Here is an 18,883-nt window from a genome sequence, read left to right as displayed (position 1 = left end):
CATGACAATAACTTTGCAACAACTGATCGCACTGCTCCCACTGTTGATTGTCGGGTTGACTGTCGTAGCCGTCATGCTCTCTATCTCCTGGCAACGTCACCACTGCCTCAATGCAGCGCTCTCTTTCATTGGAATGGGAGCCGCCCTCCTCTCCCTTTGCCCAATATATCCGGCAGGAACGATGGCAATCACCTCACTGCTGCGGGTCGATCATTATGCACTCTTTTACACGGCCCTTGTTCTCATCGCAGGACTTGCGACTTGCCTCTTTGCCTACCCTTGGCTCAAAGGCTACCATGACAATAAAGACGAGTTTTACCTCCTTTTGCTCCTAGCTGTTTTGGGCGGTATTCTTCTTGCAGACGCAGATCATCTCGCCATTCTCTTTTTAGGAATTGAGCTGATTTCACTCCCACTTTTTGGCCTTGTCGGCTACGCATTTGAACGGGAAAAATCTCTCGAAGCCAGCATAAAATATACCATTTTATCTGCTGCGGCATCCTCCTTCCTTCTCTTTGGCATGGGACTTCTCTATGCCGATTCCGGAAGCCTCTCCTTTATTAGCTTTGGACAGGCCTTTGCGACAGACCTTTGCCGCTCCCCTTTATTCTTAACAGGTCTTGGGATGATGCTTGTCGGCCTAGGATTCAAACTTTCTCTTGTGCCTTTCCATCTCTGGACACCGGATGTTTATCAGGGTGCTCCCGCACCTGTTTCCGCTTTCTTGGCAACAGCCAGTAAAATTGCAATCTTTTGCGCCTTTATCCGACTTTTATCCTATATCCCGCTGGAAGGACATTCTGAAGCGGTTCGTCTTGTCCTCGAAGTCATCGCTTTTCTCTCTATCCTTTTTGGGAATCTCATGGCTTTAAGCCAGAGCAATATCAAACGGATGCTTGGCTATTCCTCCATCGCCCATCTGGGCTATTTGTTGGTAGCAGCCACGGCTTTAAATCTCTCGAATATGGCCCTTGAAACGATTGGCATCTATTTTGTTGGATATCTTTTCAGTAATCTTGCGGCCTTTGGGGTCATTAGCCTTGTCTCCAGCCCGTGCCGTGAAAGCGATGCTGAATCTTTGTTTGCCTATCGTGGCCTCTTTTGGTATCGCCCTTGGCTTGCAATTATGATGACAGCAACAATGCTTTCCCTGGCTGGGATTCCAATAACACTCGGCTTTCTTGGGAAATTCTATGTGCTTGCGACAGCTGTTGAAGCCCATCAATGGATTTTAACAGGGACAGTCGTTGCTGGCTCCGCAATTGGTCTTTATTACTATTTACGTGTGACAGTCAGCCTTTATTTAAAAGCCCCTAGCCAGCGGGAATATCAAGTTTCCAGCACTTGGCCTCTTAGCCCTGCCGGTCTAGTGATTTTAATTTCAACAATCATGGTTCTGCTTTTTGGTATTTGGCCACAACCGCTTATCACCCTTATTCAGCATAATTTACTAACCCTAGCTTCCTAAGGACCTTGCCTGATATATTCTCTTTTTTTAAAGATGTTTCTATCAGGAAATTATTTCGAATGAACAGCCTCCTTTTTCAGACCCTTCTTGTGTATCTTTTCGCAGGAATTACTGAAATTGGCGGCTGTTTTTCCTTTTTTCTATGGGCGAAAGAAGAAAAATCCCCCTATTGGATCATCGTTGGGACGACATCCCTTATTTTATTTGCATGGATTTTAACCAAAATACCGCTCGAAAATGCTGGACGAACCTATGCCGCTTATGGCGGTATTTACATCCTCTGCAGTCTTTTATGGCTCTGGGGAATAGAACATATCCGACCCGATAAATGGGACATTCTTGGACTCTGCTTTTGCCTTTTAGGGGCGGCAATCATTTTTTATGCGCCCCACCAAAATAGCCTGTAATAGGCGCTCAATATTTTACATCCTCTTAAAAACGCTCTATTCGCCATGCCTGCCGCTTGAAAAAGAAGGAAAAGAATCATGTTTCATCCATTAGAAAATACCTTCAGACATATTCTCACTCATATTGATTTTTACTTTTCGATGCTTCTAAAACTCTTAGCGGGCTTTAGCATTATTCTCGCTTATTTGCGTATTTCTGGAAGAACGCAATTTTCACAAATGAACGCTATTGATCTTATTGGCAATTTTATCTTAGGGGGAGTTATCGGAGGGGCGCTCTATGATCGCAATATGTATCTTGTCACTTATCTCGCCGCTCTGTTGCTAAGTGTAGGTGTTCTTTCCGTTTTTAACTATCTCTACCGTCATTACAGCCATTTTTATGCCGTTGCGATTGGCAATCCTATTCCTATCATTAAAAACGGTAAATTTCTTATGGAGCCTATCCTTGCCCATAATAGCCGGGTAGACCTTTTAAATGTTGCCTCCCAACTTAACCTACAAGGTATTTTTTCCTTCAGTGAGGTCGCCTATGCGCAAATTGAGCCTAATGGTGCCTTAACCGCAACATGCGAAAGCAAACGCATTCCTGCCGCAGCAATTATTTACCAAGGCGAATTTCGTGAAAGCGTCCTTAAAAGCCTCGATAAGACCAAAGAAGATGTCTTAAATGACATGGCAAAATACGGACTTGAAGATGTCGAAGATATTTTTCTTGGAGAATATGGCAACGACGGCTTTGTCTATATCTGTATGAATGGCCGAGTTATTCCTTATCTTAAACCGCTTTCCGAAAGAGAAAAGGAGAAAGATAAGGACGATACGGATAATGAAGAGCAAAAAAAGCGCTATAAAGAGGAAAACCGCCGCAACAAAGCCCTTCTCGATAAAAGAAACAGAAAGAAATCCTTCCGCTGGCCACGAACTGTCAGTCGTGCCCCCGGCACACAACAATCTTAAATTTCCACCTGTTTAATCTCTCGACATTAAAACCAAGGCACAGTCGGACATGGGATATTTTTTTTCTGATCCGCTATGCCTAAACCATAGGCCGAGAATTTTCCAGCCACAGGCTTTTCCATAATTTCTCCATGAGAAATAAAGAGCTTAAAATGCTGATGACTACTCGAACTTTTGATGGATAAATAAGGCAAAAAACTTACCGCCTCACCACCGTCAGGATAGCGTCTCTGCGCCTCCTCTTGGCTGATATTATGACGCTTTATGGCACGTCGACGAAGACGTTCCATTCCGGACTTTACCTGCACCCGCTTTACAGAACGATATTGTGTTCCACGTGGAACAGGTAAAATACCTTTAATATGAACATAATCAGTTAGAGTCTGAAGCTCCGGTCGTTTCAAAAGATTTCGTAAAGCTTCCTCTGAGCCATGCAAACGCAAAAGATTCCCAAGGGACGGGGTCTGCATTTCTGCTAACCCTTCCTTATGATGGGGAAGTGAAATCCCGATCCGTTCCTCTTTTGAAAAAGCCAGTGCCTTGTGAATCATACCAAAACAATCTGCCATAAGCTGAGAAACTCTCATCTCCTCCTCCGGCACAGGAAGAAGATCAATATAATGGGAAAGAATCATCTTTAGTCCCCCTTATTCCTTACCTGCATCCCCGAAAACACCACCCCGAATGAGAATGGACATCACAAATTTCTGATCGTCTTCCGAAGGCGCTTTATCTTTTAAAAGCCAATTATCCAATAAGGTATAAAAATCTCTTTTTTGTTTCGGCTGACGCCACGCTTTTCCCTGAACGGTTACAGAGCCATAAGGTTCTGCTGCAATCGGCCGATTGCCATTCTCTTCAGCATTTGGATACCAACTATCCACTGTCCGCAAGGCATTGCCAATTTTTTGACTGTGCATCCCTGCAACTTTTTCATTCCCTAAGGCAATTTCATACAGGACACGGCTTTTTGTTCCTCTACCGCCGCCGTCCAAAATCAACTCTTGCGAAGGATAAACTTCCTGCCCCTGCCCAGCACGCACAAAAGCCTCCACCTTAAATAGAGAAACTTTCCCACCCCGAAGCGTCTCTTCAATGATTTTTGCAAAATCTTTAAGTTTATCCTTGTCACTTTGTGGTGTTTGTTCAAAACCATTCAAGCTATAGTCTAAAGCCGGGAAAACCCATTTTTGAACTGCTTCTCCGCCTTCAATCTGTACAACCTGAATTTCAATTTGCTGTGCCCCTAAACGGTTACGCCAAAGAAAGCGACCGGAAGCAATATTCCATGCATAACGCCAAGCTAAATCTTCAATGCCATTACCTTGAAAAAAGGCAGAAACCGTTTCCAGAAGCTTTTTTTCATATCCATGATGATTGCAGGCAGAAGGCTTACCAACCCCAGGAAGAACACGGAATGTAAAAACTGCCTTTAGCGCATCATCTTCTGGAAAGAGGGCTGCTACATCTACGGTCTGGAGATTAGGACTATTAATTGAATTATCTAATTTTGCGGGATCTTGATCTTTTGTTTTTAGACGGTTGGAAATTGTACCCCGCACCGCTTTTTCACGTAATTTTATCGGAGAGAATTTTTTCTCTTCTAAACGCTGATCCCAATTTCCTGAGAAAAAGAGACCATCTGAAAGATCCAATTTGCGTTCAAATGCCAAAACTGATGCTGTTTTTAAATCTTTTCCTGCCATAACCTAAATTCCCTTAATCTTTAAAAAATTTTCTAAACTTGAAACCTTAATGCTAGAAATCATCAGCCTGAGAGTTCATCGTCGTCCTCGTCTAATAAGCTCTCTCTTTTTTCAGAGATCTCTTTCCAAGAGCGGCAACGATAAAGGCCTGTCTCCAAATCATTCTCTACCCCCCAAAGCAGTTCTGAAACCTCTTTAATGGTAGGCGGAAATTTCCACTCTCCAATAGACTGCAGAGATTCCACAGCTTGAAAAGACGTTTTATCATCTCTGGAATCTTTTACTGTTCCAGCTTCATGCAAAGGAGAGATTGCAGCATAGCCAACAGGGATTGGAACAACCCAGCCACTTCCTTTTTGACGGTCAGGATACCATTTTACCTCGCCATTCTCCTCTACTTCGTCAGCACGCCAATTGATGGCACATAAAGAAAGCCATGCATCAAGCTTTGTTGGGTTCGGTTCCCCGTCTCTGTGTTCTTCCTGAAGTGTTTTTAAACGTGCTTCAATTAAATCCGCCCGTTCAATCAAAGCAAAACCAGGTAAGAAACGATTACGCTGACGCTTCCACTCTTTTTCAAACTTTTCCCGCCCGATGAGAGAAGGCATTGTCTGATAGGCTGGCAAAGCACTTGGGAAAACATTTGGCAAAATAATTCCACCAGCAATACGCATCGAATGCACAACCGCAAGAACATCTTTTGCCAGCTTTTTTCGACGATCCTCTGAGAGATATGCATCCGCAATATTCACACCAAAAATCAGAGAAATTTCTAAATGCATTCGCCCCTCTTCCTGAATAGGAAGCGGGGTACCATTAGCCCGAACACGATTACGCGTTAAATGAAAAACAGCCGGATTATATCTATCTTCTTTCACAAGTTCTTGAGTTTGATAGGCAATGACACCAACATTCTTAAAGGCAATTTCCAGTCCTTCTTTCTGACATCTACGCTCCAACGCCCACATTAAACCCATAAAGGCTGTAATGGCAGGAAAACCATGTGTAAAAGGTCCCGTAATGGCATTCGCATTTTGAATACGCAAATGTGGCAATATCAGGTAATCCGTCAGCTTTTTAGAAAAAAATGAACTCATGATTGCTTCTCCCGATAGGGGGCTAAATCTGCATCCCTTTGGGATTTTGATTTCCGCTGAAACGGAACAGGCCAAGAGGTATCAATGACCAGAGCACTTATACGTGCCCAATGATAATGTTCTACATCACCGACAGCGAATTTTCCTTTTGCTCTTAAAAAATGATTGATAAAAGCGGCCATTCGATTGGCAATCAAGTCTGGCCAATCCCCCCAGTGATATCTTTCCCGAAAATCCTGGTCCGCTTGAGAATTGAAATTGTCTTCATCTTCCACTCTACCCGTATCAAGCCAAAGACGCTCTTCTTCTGGCAGTTCGCATTCTGGATGATCAGACCATCCAGCAGATTGTGCATTACGAACTTTAGCCGCCTGATGCGTAATTTCTTCGGCAATAAAATTTTCCAATCCCTCACGAGCTTTCTGAATACGGCTAATATCCGTCGCATTTTGATTATTTTTCAATAATTTTATCAACTCACTTAAGGCCCAATAAATATTAGGCTGTTGCATAATCCAACGGACAACAGATTTTTTTGTCTTCAACAAAGGGGCACCTCTTCCACCCCTTAAAGCTGGTGGCGGAGCAGAAGAGAAAAGCGACATCGCACCACCTCGCAAAGAATTAAGCTGGCTGACATTTTGAGGTTTACTTCCGCCCAAACTACGCTTCGCCAGCCCTCTAAATTCCATTAACACGCCATCCCAAGGCTGATTTTTGCGCCGTGCCTCTCGACCTTCTTTTGCCTTTTCACCATAACGGGCTTCTGAAAGAGTAGCATGAATTAGATGCGCTAAAGAGGTTGGATAAAGCGGTTGAAGTAAAATGAAATTTTCATTCTTAGAAGCATCTTCACCCTCTGCTAACCAATAAATCTGCTTTGCATTGCCATCCGAAACACCTTCTTTGGAACGTTTTTCTTCACGCTCTATAAAAGAAAGGAAACGAGAGGCTATATTTTCACTTTTATTCTTAACCTCGCTTAAAGCTGCAAGTGCATCCTCATCCTTATCTCGCAACCAGTCTTTTAAAAAACGCCTTTTTCCATCAACTTCAACAAAAAGGTGAAGAAAATTCCAGCCGTCTAGAACCGCTGCATTTTCAGCCCCATTCCCTGTCGCATCAACAATAAATCCGCTCCCTAAAAGATGCGTGCCAATTTCAGAGCGTTCTGGCAGAGAACTTGCTAAAATTGTGCCGCCCTGCACATCCGAATGCGTCGCTTTGGGCAAATGGGTGCCAATTTGCACTTTTGTTTTCTGTAAAATTTTTGCCGTATTTTCGAGCCAGTCTGACTTATTATATTTAGCTGAAATAGAAGGGTTTTCTTTCCCTCTAAGCTTTTCCTCACGTCGAGCATTCAGAAATTCTGCAATGGCCGTTTCAAAGATACGCTGGCGGGATCTATCGCTCATAATGTCTCTTTCTAAAACTTATTTTTTATCTTTAAGCTGCCTATGCGGCAGTCTACCTGAATACATTCACATTCATATCGTTTTTATCCCTTATTTTCTAATGGATAAAATTATTTCTGAGGGAGAAATTTATACTTTTTTAAAATTTTTAAGAAAAATTATAATCAAAGAACAACTTATAAAGATATGGACCCATTTGATAGCATACGGTCAAAAATTTTTCTTTATGAGATTTAATTTTACAACTCCAATTCTTTATTCCCTTATCGCTTCTACTTTTAACGTCAGGCCAAGCGCCTCATGCCAAGACCACCCTTGGGTGCCATCGCCCTCATATGCCGAAAGTGATGTGACCCGTCGTGCTTCCATTTTTTGAGAATCCTTCTCTTTTCCACCATAGTTTTCCAACCAATCTTTTAATAAAATCTCTAAATTGGCCTGATTCCAAAAAGAAATATGCTTACCTTCTATAAGTGGCACTGAATGGCATAATCTATTCACCTCTACGTATAAATCTCGCCCTCGGCTCTGTGGAACAGCTTGATTCAGGCTTAATCTTTCTCTTTCTTCATCCCAAACAAAAGCCAAATCTGTTTCTTTCAGCGGTTGCTCTCGAAATGGTTGATTTTGAGGGAAAAGCCCCGTCAATGCGGTTTGAGAAAAATCATGCCACCAGCAAAGAGCCGCATCTCGTTGCCCAATATTTTCTCCGTTCCCTATTCTGCTCCATCTTTTAGGTTTCGGTGAAACAACGGCCTTTGTCCGCTCTAATTCCAAATCGCCCAATTTCTGTTTTTTATCTATCTCTTCAGTAGATGTACGAAGCTCTGGCGTTAATAATCTCGGAATAGAAGTAATGATCTCATATTCGCTTTTTCTTAAAAGCGTTTCGAGTTCGTGCGTGTTTAAAGCCCAATTCCCCCCTTCATAGCCGGGGCGCTGATAAGCTGGCGATTGGCCTTTTAGGGCATTTACATTTTTATTGAGCAAAAGAATATTGGGCTTTTGCTTATCCGTTACCTGTTTACGGTGTCTTTGCACCCTTCCAGCGAGCTGAATAATTGAGCGCAAAGAGGAAGGTTCCGCAATCGCCCAATCCGCATCCCAGTCCCGCCCGACTTCGCAAACCGGCGAGGCCAACACGACAAAAAGATGATTTTTAATTTCTTTACTGCTTTGGCACAAAGCCGCCAGAACTTCTTCCTTTTCCCAAAAAGGCTTGCTCGCTTGTTTACGATTAAAAACCCGATCCAATCCAGCTTCAATCGCAGAGCGGCAAATGAGCGGAAAACGGGAATGATAAACACATAAATGCATTTGTGTTTCTGCCGCAGAACATCCCTGCTGAAACATTTCAATCGCAACCTGATAAAGCGGCGCAATGTTCGCCATGCGAATAATGCCGAAACTAACCTTTTTCCCTTGATAGGCCCCTTTTGGAATAACCTCCCCATGCGCCTCATGCAGTTTTAACGCATGATCCCGAAAGAGCTTCGCCAAAACAAGCGGGATTTCTTCCTTAGCTAAATTTTCCTTTAAAACAGCCTGTCCGATAATTTCGCCCCGCCGTAAAGGAAGGCGCTCGGCGTTTTCCAAAAGCTTCTTTGCTCTTTTTTGCGCAAAAATCGCATGGGCTTCCTTAAAATCCGCCTCCCGCCGACAAATAACCGGTTCGGATTTAAATTCATCTACCCATAGACAAGGGATTTCAGGAATGCATTGTGGACGTGCGCCGCTATAACCCCCATGATTTTTAAGATAAATCTCCCGCCCGGCCCGATAGGCCAAAAACATGCCCCGCACCAAAGTTTCCGGCAAAGTCGCCGAAGAGAGCAGAACACGACCTCCCAGCATACCGGAAAACCAAACCAGACGCATCAATGCCGGCATATCTTCGAGAGAATAATCATCCAGCTCATCCAAGATTAAATCCGAAGACATCAAGCGCAACATCGGATTAATCTGATGACCGCCTTTCCAAGCCTCCGTTGCCGGCACCAAATGATCCACGGTGCAGACCAAAATCGGCGCATCTATGAATTTACGCTCTTTTTGATTTTTGCGTCCCCCCTCTTTACCGATACCGTAAACGGCAGAGAGCAAAGGGTGATTTTCCCAATCTTCATTCCGTGATGGATCCGCCTCAAAGAAAATCTCCCCCATTTCATCGGGAAATAAATCTGCCTTAGATTCAGAACCACTTTTCTCTGCTTTTTCTTCTAAAAAATCGGCAATTTCTTTACTGACTGCACCGCCAACAAAAACGCCCAGCTCTTCATCTGTTAAATCCAAATATGCCTTATAAGCGTCTCCTGTTTGACGTGTCAGTACCCTTAGGCCCAGCGCATATGTCATTCTCAGCGGCTTTTTTTCCGGCGTTAGCGATGCAATAATTTTCGCATTCGCAATTGTCTTTCCGCAGCCTGTTGAGGCCATATTAACAATAAAAGCACCTTCTTTAAGAGATTTCTCTTGAATTTCCAAAGCGGCTTCTCTGGCTTTTTTCTGCCAGGCAAAATCTCCTGTCCCAATTGTTTTTCGGAAATTTTTAAGACGCTGTAAGGGAATAAGCGTCAGCGGCAAGGTGAAATTTTCTAGGAAATTGGCAATTGCGCCTGCTTTTTTAGAAATTTCCGTTAAATGCCCATGCAGGGATTGCTTCGGCTGATTATCCTTATCGGTATTGGCCAGCGCCTCTCCGGCCTTATGCTCCAACTTTTCCCTTCCCCAAGAAGAGACATGATGATCCGCCAACATCAAACTAAGACGGGCAAGATGCAAAATATATAAATCACTTTCCCAATGCTGCCAGTTTTGCGTCTTGTCCTGAAATTTCAAAAGCCGCTTTGCCGTATTTTTAAGCATTTTTGAAAAAGAAGATTGCTTTAAAACCCCTTCGAGCGCTGTAAAATCCATATATTTTCTAAGCAGTTTTTTGTTAGAAAATAAATCCTCTGGTACTTTGTCATTCCAATCCGCCGTGACAGAAGACAAGGGATCACGGAGTAAATCTAGCCGAATATCCATTGCCTTAGCACCAAAATATTCACTATTCGGAGAAACCGGCAAACGATGATGCGAAACCATGAGCCAAATAACAGCTCTCGCCAAAGGCGGTAAATCCGCCAGTGGTGTCTTTGCATTTTCCGATTTCCAGCTTTCCTGCTTTTTCCATTCAATTGGTAGCCAATTTTCAGGTGTTTTTCCCTCACCGCTTTCCAAACGTCTCAGCCAGTCTGCATCTTGCTCGCCAGATGCTTTAACAAAATGAGCAAACATACGTGCAGATTGCCATTCATGCCGCCAAAGATTTCTCTCCGTATTTTTGCCGGTTAATTTTTCCTGAAAGGCAGCGCTCGCTTTCCCTAAATCATGTAAAAGCCCGGAAATTCTTGCCAATAACCTGACGGCTTCGGCCGTATCCCAGTCATTTTCATCTTCTTGCCTCAGCATATTTCTCGCTGTGCTTTGCGTTGGCACCCGTCCCCGCATATCAAAGCGGCTAGCATCCCCGACAATCCATAAAAGCTCGCTTCTGCTACCAATGAGATGGCAAGCAACGGAAGTATTTTTACGGGCACTGGCACGTAGCATTTTATGAAGCGTTTTTAAGCCGGCCATCGTGATCGGCGTTTGCCAGCAACGCTCACCCGTTCGGCAAGCAAACTGATCTAAAATACGGCGTGTCTCCTTTAACGCCTTATGATCACATTGAGAGACGAGTAAAATTTCCATTATTCCGACGCACCTAGCCCATAAGCAAAAGCCGTTTCCTCCGCTGTCTTTTTCGTTTGATCAATCATAAAATCAAGCGCTTCGGTTTCAATCAGCTTTTTAATACAGCGCCCCCGAAATTGCTGCTCTTCATCGCCATCTTTGGCAGAAATAAAAGCGAGAGGTAAAATCACGGAATCTTTAATAAGATCCGCAATATCAAAAACCAGCCCGCCCCGCCGTGTCTTTCCATGCAAAATGGCGAAACCGAAAGGCAAACCCAACACCCAAGCTGCCGTTGCACCCAACCCGTAAGCGAGATAATTGCCATGATCTAAAAACCGGTTCGCATCGTCCTTACCGGTTCCTTTTTTCTTACGGGTGAATTCGCCGTATTTTGTCGCTTGAGCCGCCAGTTTAAAGAGGGATTTTGTCAGACGTGCCTCAGCCATTAAAAGCGCCTCTGTCGTCTCCGACTGATCTATCTCTGCCCGTGCAATTTTAAGAGCAGTCTGAAATGCCGGCTCATCCAAAAAAAATCCCGCAATCGCCATCTCACGGGACAGCCACGATTTTTCAACCCGATCCAAACGCATGCTTTGAAACGATTTTGCTGCGGCTAAACGCCCCTCTTCCTTAAACCAAAAGGAAACCCACGCCTGTAAATAATTTGTCGGACGATATTCGCTTTGTGGTGAGAGCCAGGCCAAATCAATTGTTTCCGAAATATCCGTCCGCTCTGTTCCAGCAAATAAAGGTGTTCCACCACCCCCAGAAAAACCGACCATCACACCGGCCTTGGCCAACTCACGCACCGCCGCCTGCGTTATCGAAGTCCCATTTCCAAGCAAAAGCGTTGTTGTATTAGCAATCGGAATATTCCAATAAAGCGATTTACGCCCTTCATCGGTAACATATTCCACCCTGCCGCCATTTACCAAAACACGGCAATATTCCAGATAAAAAATATTCGCCCGCTTGGAATGTAGGATTGTTTTAAGCTCAGAAGGCGCAATATAAGGCGGCTTCTTACGTTTTTTCTTCTTGTGATCCTGTTCTGAAATAATCGCCATATGATTTCATCCTAAAATTAAGAATGGCATTTTTAATTCTAAAAGAAAGGTTTATTTTTACGGTATAAAAGCGATTAAAAACCTGCTTTAAAAGAAAAGCAAGTATCCTAAAAAAATTACCCTTTTTTTTACGCTTTAAGTAAAAGTCCCAATTTCTGCGCTTTTCCAAAAAAGCTTTTAAAAAGGGGTAAAATACGTTATTTCGACCTTAACGCTGAATTTCCAAGCCTTATAGGCTAACAAATCCTCGTTCACTGCCGCACAGGCAGCTTAGAAACCTGACGATAAAGCTCTGAACTATCTTCGGCGGTTCACTGCCGCACAGGCAGCTTAGAAATCTCTTAGCTTCTTGTTTTCAGGTGTCCCTGTGTTCACTGCCGCACAGGCAGCTTAGAAATAAATGGCGCTTTAGGTATTCTAGCCTAACCTGTTCACTGCCGCACAGGCAGCTTAGAAAGACGGCTCAAAAACATTTAAAACAACAGGCGTTCACTGCCGCACAGGCAGCTTAGAAATTGGTCTCAATCATTCGCTACTTCAATTGGTGGGTTCACTGCCGCACAGGCAGCTTAGAAAAACAAGCCCTTGCATGGCATCCTCACCCCATTGTTCACTGCCGCACAGGCAGCTTAGAAAACAGAATCAACACTTTTGAGGGCAAGTATTTTGTTCACTGCCGCACAGGCAGCTTAGAAATTCAAAGACCAAGCAGAACTAACGAAATTCAGGTTCACTGCCGCACAGGCAGCTTAGAAACTTGGCGCATGATGAATGAAAACCAAAAACAAGTTCACTGCCGCACAGGCAGCTTAGAAATACATTGGGTGCGTCTGCGATCCAGTCTCTAAGTTCACTGCCGCACAGGCAGCTTAGAAATGGCTCTAAAAAAAGTTCTAAAGAACGCCCAAGTTCACTGCCGCACAGGCAGCTTAGAAAACCATCTAATAGCAACCAGCCGTCAGGTGGTTGTTCACTGCCGCACAGGCAGCTTAGAAATTATGCGACTTATCGCTTCGTCAGATGCGTATGTTCACTGCCGCACAGGCAGCTTAGAAACTATGACCATTTCCTTATTGCACGCTTCACCCGTTCACTGCCGCACAGGCAGCTTAGAAAAGTGACGGTGCAAATAAAGTTCCTGAACTTTGGTTCACTGCCGCACAGGCAGCTTAGAAATGACAAAACACATGGCCTGAATATGTATAAAGGTTCACTGCCGCACAGGCAGCTTAGAAAAGTAGCTGATTTTCTGTCGATAAAATAAATGCGTTCACTGCCGCACAGGCAGCTTAGAAAAGTATTTCCCATAATATTTCTTATGCCATCTTGTTCACTGCCGCACAGGCAGCTTGGAAATATTTTTAATTCTTTAGATATTTTCATCTCCAGCACTAAAATTTTGTCCTTCTTACTCGTCTTCTTCTTTACAAAATTCTATACTCTTTAAGTATTTTTCTTATTTTAAGTTCTTTAAATCATATGTTTTCTCTTTTTATAAATTATTTTTATTCTTTAAATTTTCTTTATTACTTTCAAATACTCATAAAACTTATTTTTGGATTTTCTATTATTCTCGCTTATTTACGATATACGGGACGAACACAGTTTTCACAGATGAACGCCATTGACCTTATTGGTAATTTTATTATCGGCGGTGTTATTGGTGGTGGGCTTTATTCGCCAGATTGTCTTAGCTTTTTCATTGCACTTTTTCTAAGTGTCACTGTTTTGTTTTGTATAAATTATCTCTACCAAAATACTTATCTTTTTTACCGTGTGACTGTCGGTGATCCCATCCCAATTATTCGTGATGGGCATTTTTTAATGGATGTCATCACCTCTAAAAATAACAATATTGATATTTTAAATATTGCCTCTCAGCTTAACCTTCAGGGAATCTTTTCTTTTAGTGAAGTTGCTTATGCGCAATTAGAACCAAATGGTTCTCTAACCGTAACCTGCGATCAAAAACGTATCCCTGCCATTGTTGTCATTTATCATGGTGCGCTGCGAACTTCTGCCCTTCAAGATATTGGAAAACCAGAAGAGGAGCTTATTGAAGACATGCAACAATACGGACTAACAGATTTTAATGATGTTTTTCTTGGCGAATACGGCTCTGACGGATTTATGTATATTTGCCGAAATGGCCGCGTTTTTCCGCGCCCTCGTCCAAAGATTATCAATTATCCGCAATAGAGTGCTTTATTGATCTGACACTCTCTTGTAAATTACGAATAATAATCTCTAAAAAGCCTTTTTCTTTTCTTGAATGGACTGAAATTATTTTCAGCTTTATACCAAAAAAATTGTATTTTTATACTTTATGTTTTTGCTTTTCAGCCTTAACTACCGGTAAAGCTGAAGCCATTGTTATGGGCGAGGATTTTGCGGCAAATGCTGCACATTCTTCAAGTCACAGCGAAACAGAAGCACCTATGGCTTATTATCAACTTCATGGAAATCCAGCAAAAAAAAGAAATAAAAAAATTCTTGATCGTGCCCTTGGTATTCCTAAACCACGCCGTAATCCCCAAGACGGTATCACAAATCTTCCAGGAGCAGCATTTCCTTCTTACGGTGATGTTCCTCTTTTAGAACCTTATCCCGGTGCGAAAACAGTATCAGAGCCAGGAGCAGCTCTACCACCACCTTACCCAGGCGGACCTTCCGAACCTGGTGTTTATGGTAATCATTCTATTATAGAATCAAATACGCCATAATTTTCTATTTTTGGAAAGATGGTGGAGCCAATCGGAATCGAACCGACGACCTCTTGCATGCCATGCAAGCGCTCTACCAATTGAGCTATGGCCCCATCTGTAGAAGGGATTTACTTCAAATCCGATCTCATTTCTTTGTTCTATATCTGTATTTTATCCTTTAAAGCAAGATTTTTTTTAATCCGGAATAAAATTTCTTTCTCTTAATTGCGTCAAAAGTGGAAAAAGCGGCAAACCTAAAATTGTTTCTTTTGCCCCTTCAACAAATTCAAAAAGCTGTGCGCCAACGCCCTCAATACGACAGGCTCCCACACAAAAAAGAAGCTCCTCCCCTTCAAATGCAAGAAAAGAGCTTAACATCTCTTCAGAAAACATTCTCATTTTCAATTTGGGACTCTCTGTATAATGAAAAATTTCTTTTCCCTCTTGAATAAGGCAAAAAGAAGTATGCAGAAATTGTCTTTTTCCACGCATTGAAAAAAGCTGTTCTCGTGCCTGCGCCATATTTTTAGGTTTATTATAAAGTTTATTTTCACATTCTAAAATTTGATCTGCACCAATAATTAAAGGTGGATTTTCAAAATAATCTGCTTTTTTTTGCAAAATTTTTAACGCTGCTTTTGCTTTTGCTTCCGCTAAAAGAGCTGAAATTTCTTTTAAAGCGTATTTTTTTGCTAAAAAATCTTTTTTAAGCGTTTCTTCCGGACAATCGACAGAAAAAACATGCGGAATAATCCCTGCATCTTTTAAAATTTTTAATCGGGTCTGAGAGCCGCTTGCCAAAATAATTCTGGGATTTTTGATTGGGAAAGAAAACTGAAATCCCATTTTATACCTTCCTTTTCCAACTTTAATTCCAAAACCATCCACAAAATCTGTGGATAAGACTGTGAATGACTCTGGGATAAAAATTTAGTTAATGTGTATTACTTTTCACATTTTATAATTGCCCGTGTATAACTCATCATCTATGCATTGAGTCATTCCGTTGAGGATAACTCATTTTCTTTTTTGTGAAAAAGGGAAAATAATTTCAAAATCCCTTCAATATCCTAATAAATTCATTGAGAATTTTGTGGATATTTTTGTGGATAAATTAAAGGATAGTTAGGTACCCCACTTTTCCTATGTCTTTATTCTTTTTCTTTTTAAAGATTCTTTTAAAGAATAAAAAAAGAAATTTACTCCCCAGAGTTTATTTCTCTTGATCCACAGCCAAAAAAAATCTTTTCTAAGAGAGCAGGATTTTACAGAAATATTGCATCATTTTTAATTTTTAGTCAGAAGCCTTTCATGAATTGCTCCACAAATTCTCCCTTGTTAAAAACACTTTCTGGTCAAGAAGTTTGGCCACCGCCTATTTGGCTCATGCGTCAAGCAGGAAGATATTTACCGGAATTTAGAGAATGGCGAACAAAAGCAGATTTTCTAACTCGCTGTTTAACGCCTGATATTGCTGCGGAATTAACGCTCCAACCTATTGATCGTTATGGTATGGATGGCGCTATTCTTTTTTCAGATATTTTGATTCTTCCTTGGGCATTAGGAAGAAATTTAAAATTTCCTGAAGGAATTGGCCCTGTTATGAATCCCGTCAGAGAGGAAAAAGACCTTTTAGCATGTGAAGAACGTTTAAAAAGCGGCGAAGCATTTTCTTTGATGGAACCTGTTCGAGATGCTTTAAAAATTTTACGTGAAAAACTAAAAGACAAAACAACCGCTCTCCTCGGTTTTGCTGGCAGTCCTTTTACGGTTTCCTGTTATATGATCGATGGAAGCGGTTCAAAAACTTTCTTAGAAACAAGAAAAATGATGATTCATCATCCAGATCGCTATGCACGTTTGATGAATATTCTTATTGAGGGTACGGTTCAAATGCTCCGTGGGCAAATCGATGCGGGAGCGCAGGCGGTTATGCTTTTTGACTCTTGGTCTGGTATTTTACCTGTTCAAGATTTTAGAAAATTTGTTATTGAGCCAACAAGAAAAATTAGAAAAGCACTCAAGGAATCCCATCCGCATATTAAAGTTATTGGCTTTCCACGTTTGGGTGGATCAATGGTACCTGAATATGCTCAGGTAACGGAAATTGATGCGGTCAGTTTGGATGTTTCTGCCGATTTAGAGCAAATTGCCCCTCAAATTTCAGATAAAATTGTTCTGCAAGGAAATTTAGATCCTGCTTTATTATTTTGTGGTGGTGAAGAAATGAAAAAGAGGGCAACGAAAATTTGCCAAACGCTTCAAAATCGTCCGCATATTTTTAATTTAGGTCATGGTGTGCCGCAACATACACCACCGGAAAATGTTAAAGAATTGGTAGAAACAATCCGTTCTTTATCCAAAAAATCTTAAAAGGAGAAATATAAAATGACAGATTTAGAGCAAAAAAATCTTGAAAAATTTCTCTCTTTTCCAAAAGCAGAGCTAATTTTATTCGATTGTGATGGTGTTTTGGTCGATAGTGAACCTGTTGCACAACAAGCAACCGTTGATTTTGCGGCAAAATATGGTGTTCATTTAACAGTCAAAGAGGCTGAAGAACATTTTTTAGGGCATGCAATGCCTAAAATTGTAAATATTTTGTCAGAAATGGCAAAAGAAAAACTTCCAGAAAATGCAGAAGATGAGCTTAGAAATTTCTTTATTTCTTTGATGAAAGAAAAGGCGAAGCCGCTTACCGGGGTTAAATCTTTATTACAAAGGCTGAATAAAGAAAATATTCCCTTTCATATTGGCTCTAATTCTTCTCTCAAAGAAATGGTCGTGAAATTTGAAGCTTCTAAAATCGCAGAGGATATTAAAAAGGATCACATTCATTCTGCCGCAGATATGAAACAGCCCAAACCAGATCCGGCTGTTTATCTGTTAGGCGCTGAAAAAGAAGGAATTTCACCAGAAAAAACCATTGTTGTAGAAGATAGTGATACAGGCGCAAAGGCTGCTTTTAATGCTGGTATGCGGTGTATTCTTTTACGTTCAGAAGGACAGAAAGCACCAGGATTTTTCAAAGAAGGTCAGGTCGCTATAGCCCATAATATAGCAGAAGTTGAAAAAATTATTTTTGCGGCTGTAACAGGAAAAAGCTGATCTTATGGCCTATCTTCCATGGCTTTTAGCCTTTCATATTATGAGTTTTATCGCTTGGATGGCAGGGATTTTTTATCTCCCCCGCCTTTTTGTCTATCACAGTCAAGTGAGTGAAGCAGAAGAACCAAAAGCGTATGAACGTTATTGTGTCATGGAACATAAGCTTTTACGTCAAATTATGGCGCCTGCAATGGTTTTTACTCTCATAACAGGTGCCATAATGAGTACAATGCCGGGGGTTATTGTTTGGGATAGCTGTTGGTGGTGGGTAAAACTCGTCTCTGTTTTGGGATTAATTATTTTTCAAGGCTTTTGTTTTCATTGGCAGAAACAGTTTTTAGGACGAAACAATCGTCAAACAGAGCGTTTTTATCGTGTTATCAATGAAATCCCAACGCTTTTAATGATGATAATTGTGCTTATGATTTGTATCCGACCTTAATTTTTAGAGAAACTATCTTTTAAAATTTGGTATCTAAAGAAAATGCGGGCTTTTCGAAGTAAGGTTTTCTCTTCTCTTTTGAGAAAAAAGAAGCTGATGCCAAAACCGATAATGATGATGGTGACAATCAAAATGATTTCAAAAACGGGCAGTTTTAAAAGATGTTCACCAAAATAATAAGTTCCGAGTGTGTAAGTAAGCCCCCAGAGAACACCGCCGATAATATCGGCAATGAGAAAACGCCGCAAATTCATATGTAATGCCCCGGCGATTAAAGAGGCAACAAGACGTAAAAGGGCAAAATAACGGCTAAAAACGATCGTAATGCCCCCCCAATGATGGCAAAGATAGCGACCAATAAGGAGGCGATCTTCATTCAAGCCGATATATTTACCAAAATTTTTAAGAACAACATGCCCTATTTTTTTGCCGATAAAATAGCCGATAATATTTCCAAAAATAGTGGCTAAAATCGTTAAAAGAGCAATAATAAAAATGTTAAGACTATGGGTTATCGCCGCATAAAGAGAGATGGCAATGACAAGCGTTTCTGCTGGAAGAGGCAAGCCAATGCTTTCTAAAAAAATGATAATCCCAACAACCAAATAACCATAATTTTCAAAATAAGGCTGGAGAAGAGCACTTAAATTAGGCAGATGTAAATGCAGAATATTTCTCCGTAAAACTAATTTTAGTGTCATTTTATGCTGTTAACATTCTCTAAATATCTTTAGAGGAAGTCACAAAATGAAAAAACTGTTATTTTTAAAAAATAAAGAAAAACACGG

Annotated in this window: 16 protein-coding genes, 1 tRNA gene and 1 CRISPR repeat array; of the genes, 8 read left to right on the top strand and 9 right to left on the bottom strand. The window is 41.5% G+C overall.

Going from position 1 to position 18,883, the window contains the following annotated elements; all coding sequences use genetic code 11:
* Position 1 precedes the first annotated feature (1 nt).
* The 3 genes from nuoN to FAI41_05195 all read left to right on the top strand — a co-directional run bounded on the left by nuoN (position 2) and on the right by FAI41_05195 (position 2,835).
* Complete coding sequence (gene nuoN, locus FAI41_05205) at positions 2-1,468, top strand: NADH-quinone oxidoreductase subunit NuoN (protein QCE33038.1); 1,467 nt, start codon at positions 2-4, stop codon at positions 1,466-1,468.
* 59 nt (positions 1,469-1,527) lie between these two features.
* Entirely contained in the window at positions 1,528-1,875 is a 348-nt protein-coding gene (locus FAI41_05200; protein QCE33037.1) for a YnfA family protein, read from the top strand.
* 78 nt (positions 1,876-1,953) lie between these two features.
* A complete protein-coding gene (locus tag FAI41_05195) occupies positions 1,954-2,835 on the top strand; it encodes a DUF421 domain-containing protein (protein QCE33036.1) in 882 nt (293 codons plus the stop codon).
* Between the two features lie 26 nt (positions 2,836-2,861).
* On the opposite strand, the gene cas6f is transcribed toward FAI41_05195, so the two are convergent.
* The 6 genes from cas6f to cas1f all read right to left on the bottom strand — a co-directional run bounded on the left by cas6f (position 2,862) and on the right by cas1f (position 11,840).
* Complete coding sequence (gene cas6f, locus FAI41_05190) at positions 2,862-3,470, bottom strand: type I-F CRISPR-associated endoribonuclease Cas6/Csy4 (GenBank protein QCE33035.1); 609 nt, start codon at positions 3,468-3,470, stop codon at positions 2,862-2,864.
* 12 nt (positions 3,471-3,482) lie between these two features.
* Positions 3,483-4,541 (bottom strand): type I-F CRISPR-associated protein Csy3, encoded by a 1,059-nt coding sequence (csy3, locus tag FAI41_05185; GenBank protein ID QCE33034.1) that lies wholly within the window; start codon positions 4,539-4,541, stop codon positions 3,483-3,485.
* Positions 4,542-4,603: 62 nt separating this feature from the next.
* Positions 4,604-5,638: a type I-F CRISPR-associated protein Csy2 gene (csy2, locus tag FAI41_05180; GenBank protein ID QCE33033.1), complete on the bottom strand. Its 1,035-nt coding sequence runs from the start codon at positions 5,636-5,638 to the stop codon at positions 4,604-4,606.
* Positions 5,635-7,053 carry a type I-F CRISPR-associated protein Csy1 gene (gene csy1 / locus FAI41_05175; protein QCE33032.1) on the bottom strand — a complete coding sequence of 473 codons (1,419 nt, stop codon included), beginning with the start codon at positions 7,051-7,053 and terminating at the stop codon, positions 5,635-5,637. The genes csy2 and csy1 overlap by 4 nt, the downstream gene beginning before the upstream one ends.
* A 255-nt stretch (positions 7,054-7,308) precedes the next feature.
* Complete coding sequence (cas3f, locus tag FAI41_05170; GenBank protein ID QCE33031.1) at positions 7,309-10,788, bottom strand: type I-F CRISPR-associated helicase Cas3; 3,480 nt, start codon at positions 10,786-10,788, stop codon at positions 7,309-7,311.
* Positions 10,788-11,840: a type I-F CRISPR-associated endonuclease Cas1 gene (cas1f, locus tag FAI41_05165; protein ID QCE33030.1), complete on the bottom strand. Its 1,053-nt coding sequence runs from the start codon at positions 11,838-11,840 to the stop codon at positions 10,788-10,790. Before cas1f ends, cas3f begins: the two co-directional genes overlap by 1 nt.
* Positions 11,841-12,089: 249 nt before the next feature.
* A CRISPR array of direct repeats spans positions 12,090-13,196; the repeat unit is 28 nt; unit sequence GTTCACTGCCGCACAGGCAGCTTAGAAA.
* 123 nt (positions 13,197-13,319) lie between these two features.
* Between cas1f and FAI41_05160 the strand changes: the two genes are divergently transcribed.
* Positions 13,320-14,039, top strand: a complete 720-nt coding sequence (locus tag FAI41_05160) for a DUF421 domain-containing protein (GenBank protein QCE33029.1) — start codon at positions 13,320-13,322, stop codon at positions 14,037-14,039.
* Positions 13,979-14,563, top strand: coding sequence for a hypothetical protein (locus tag FAI41_05155; GenBank protein QCE33028.1), 585 nt, complete (start codon positions 13,979-13,981; stop codon positions 14,561-14,563). The genes FAI41_05160 and FAI41_05155 overlap by 61 nt, the downstream gene beginning before the upstream one ends.
* A 19-nt stretch (positions 14,564-14,582) precedes the next feature.
* Here FAI41_05155 and FAI41_05150 read toward each other — a convergent pair.
* Together FAI41_05150 and FAI41_05145 are read right to left on the bottom strand one after the other, a co-directional pair.
* Positions 14,583-14,658 (bottom strand) — tRNA-Ala (locus tag FAI41_05150).
* Positions 14,659-14,740: 82 nt separating this feature from the next.
* Positions 14,741-15,391 (bottom strand): hypothetical protein, encoded by a 651-nt coding sequence (locus FAI41_05145; protein ID QCE33027.1) that lies wholly within the window; start codon positions 15,389-15,391, stop codon positions 14,741-14,743.
* A gap of 465 nt (positions 15,392-15,856) precedes the next feature.
* Between FAI41_05145 and FAI41_05140 the strand changes: the two genes are divergently transcribed.
* From FAI41_05140 to hemJ, 3 genes are read left to right on the top strand one after another with little or no spacing between them, the layout of a single operon-like run.
* On the top strand, positions 15,857-16,918 hold the full coding sequence (locus tag FAI41_05140; protein QCE33026.1) for a uroporphyrinogen decarboxylase: 1,062 nt from the start codon (positions 15,857-15,859) through the stop codon (positions 16,916-16,918).
* A 15-nt stretch (positions 16,919-16,933) separates the two neighbouring features.
* Positions 16,934-17,653 (top strand): HAD family phosphatase, encoded by a 720-nt coding sequence (locus tag FAI41_05135; protein ID QCE33025.1) that lies wholly within the window; start codon positions 16,934-16,936, stop codon positions 17,651-17,653.
* A 4-nt stretch (positions 17,654-17,657) separates the two neighbouring features.
* Positions 17,658-18,095, top strand: coding sequence for a protoporphyrinogen oxidase HemJ (gene hemJ, locus FAI41_05130; GenBank protein QCE33024.1), 438 nt, complete (start codon positions 17,658-17,660; stop codon positions 18,093-18,095).
* Here the strand turns inward: hemJ and FAI41_05125 are convergent.
* Positions 18,092-18,796 (bottom strand): DedA family protein, encoded by a 705-nt coding sequence (locus FAI41_05125; GenBank protein ID QCE33023.1) that lies wholly within the window; start codon positions 18,794-18,796, stop codon positions 18,092-18,094. The genes hemJ and FAI41_05125 overlap by 4 nt on opposite strands.
* Between the last annotated feature and the right edge of the window lie 87 nt (positions 18,797-18,883).

The organism is Acetobacteraceae bacterium, assembly GCA_004843165.1.
GTDB lineage: Bacteria > Pseudomonadota > Alphaproteobacteria > Acetobacterales > Acetobacteraceae.
This window is presented reverse-complemented; position numbering and strand designations above follow the sequence as displayed.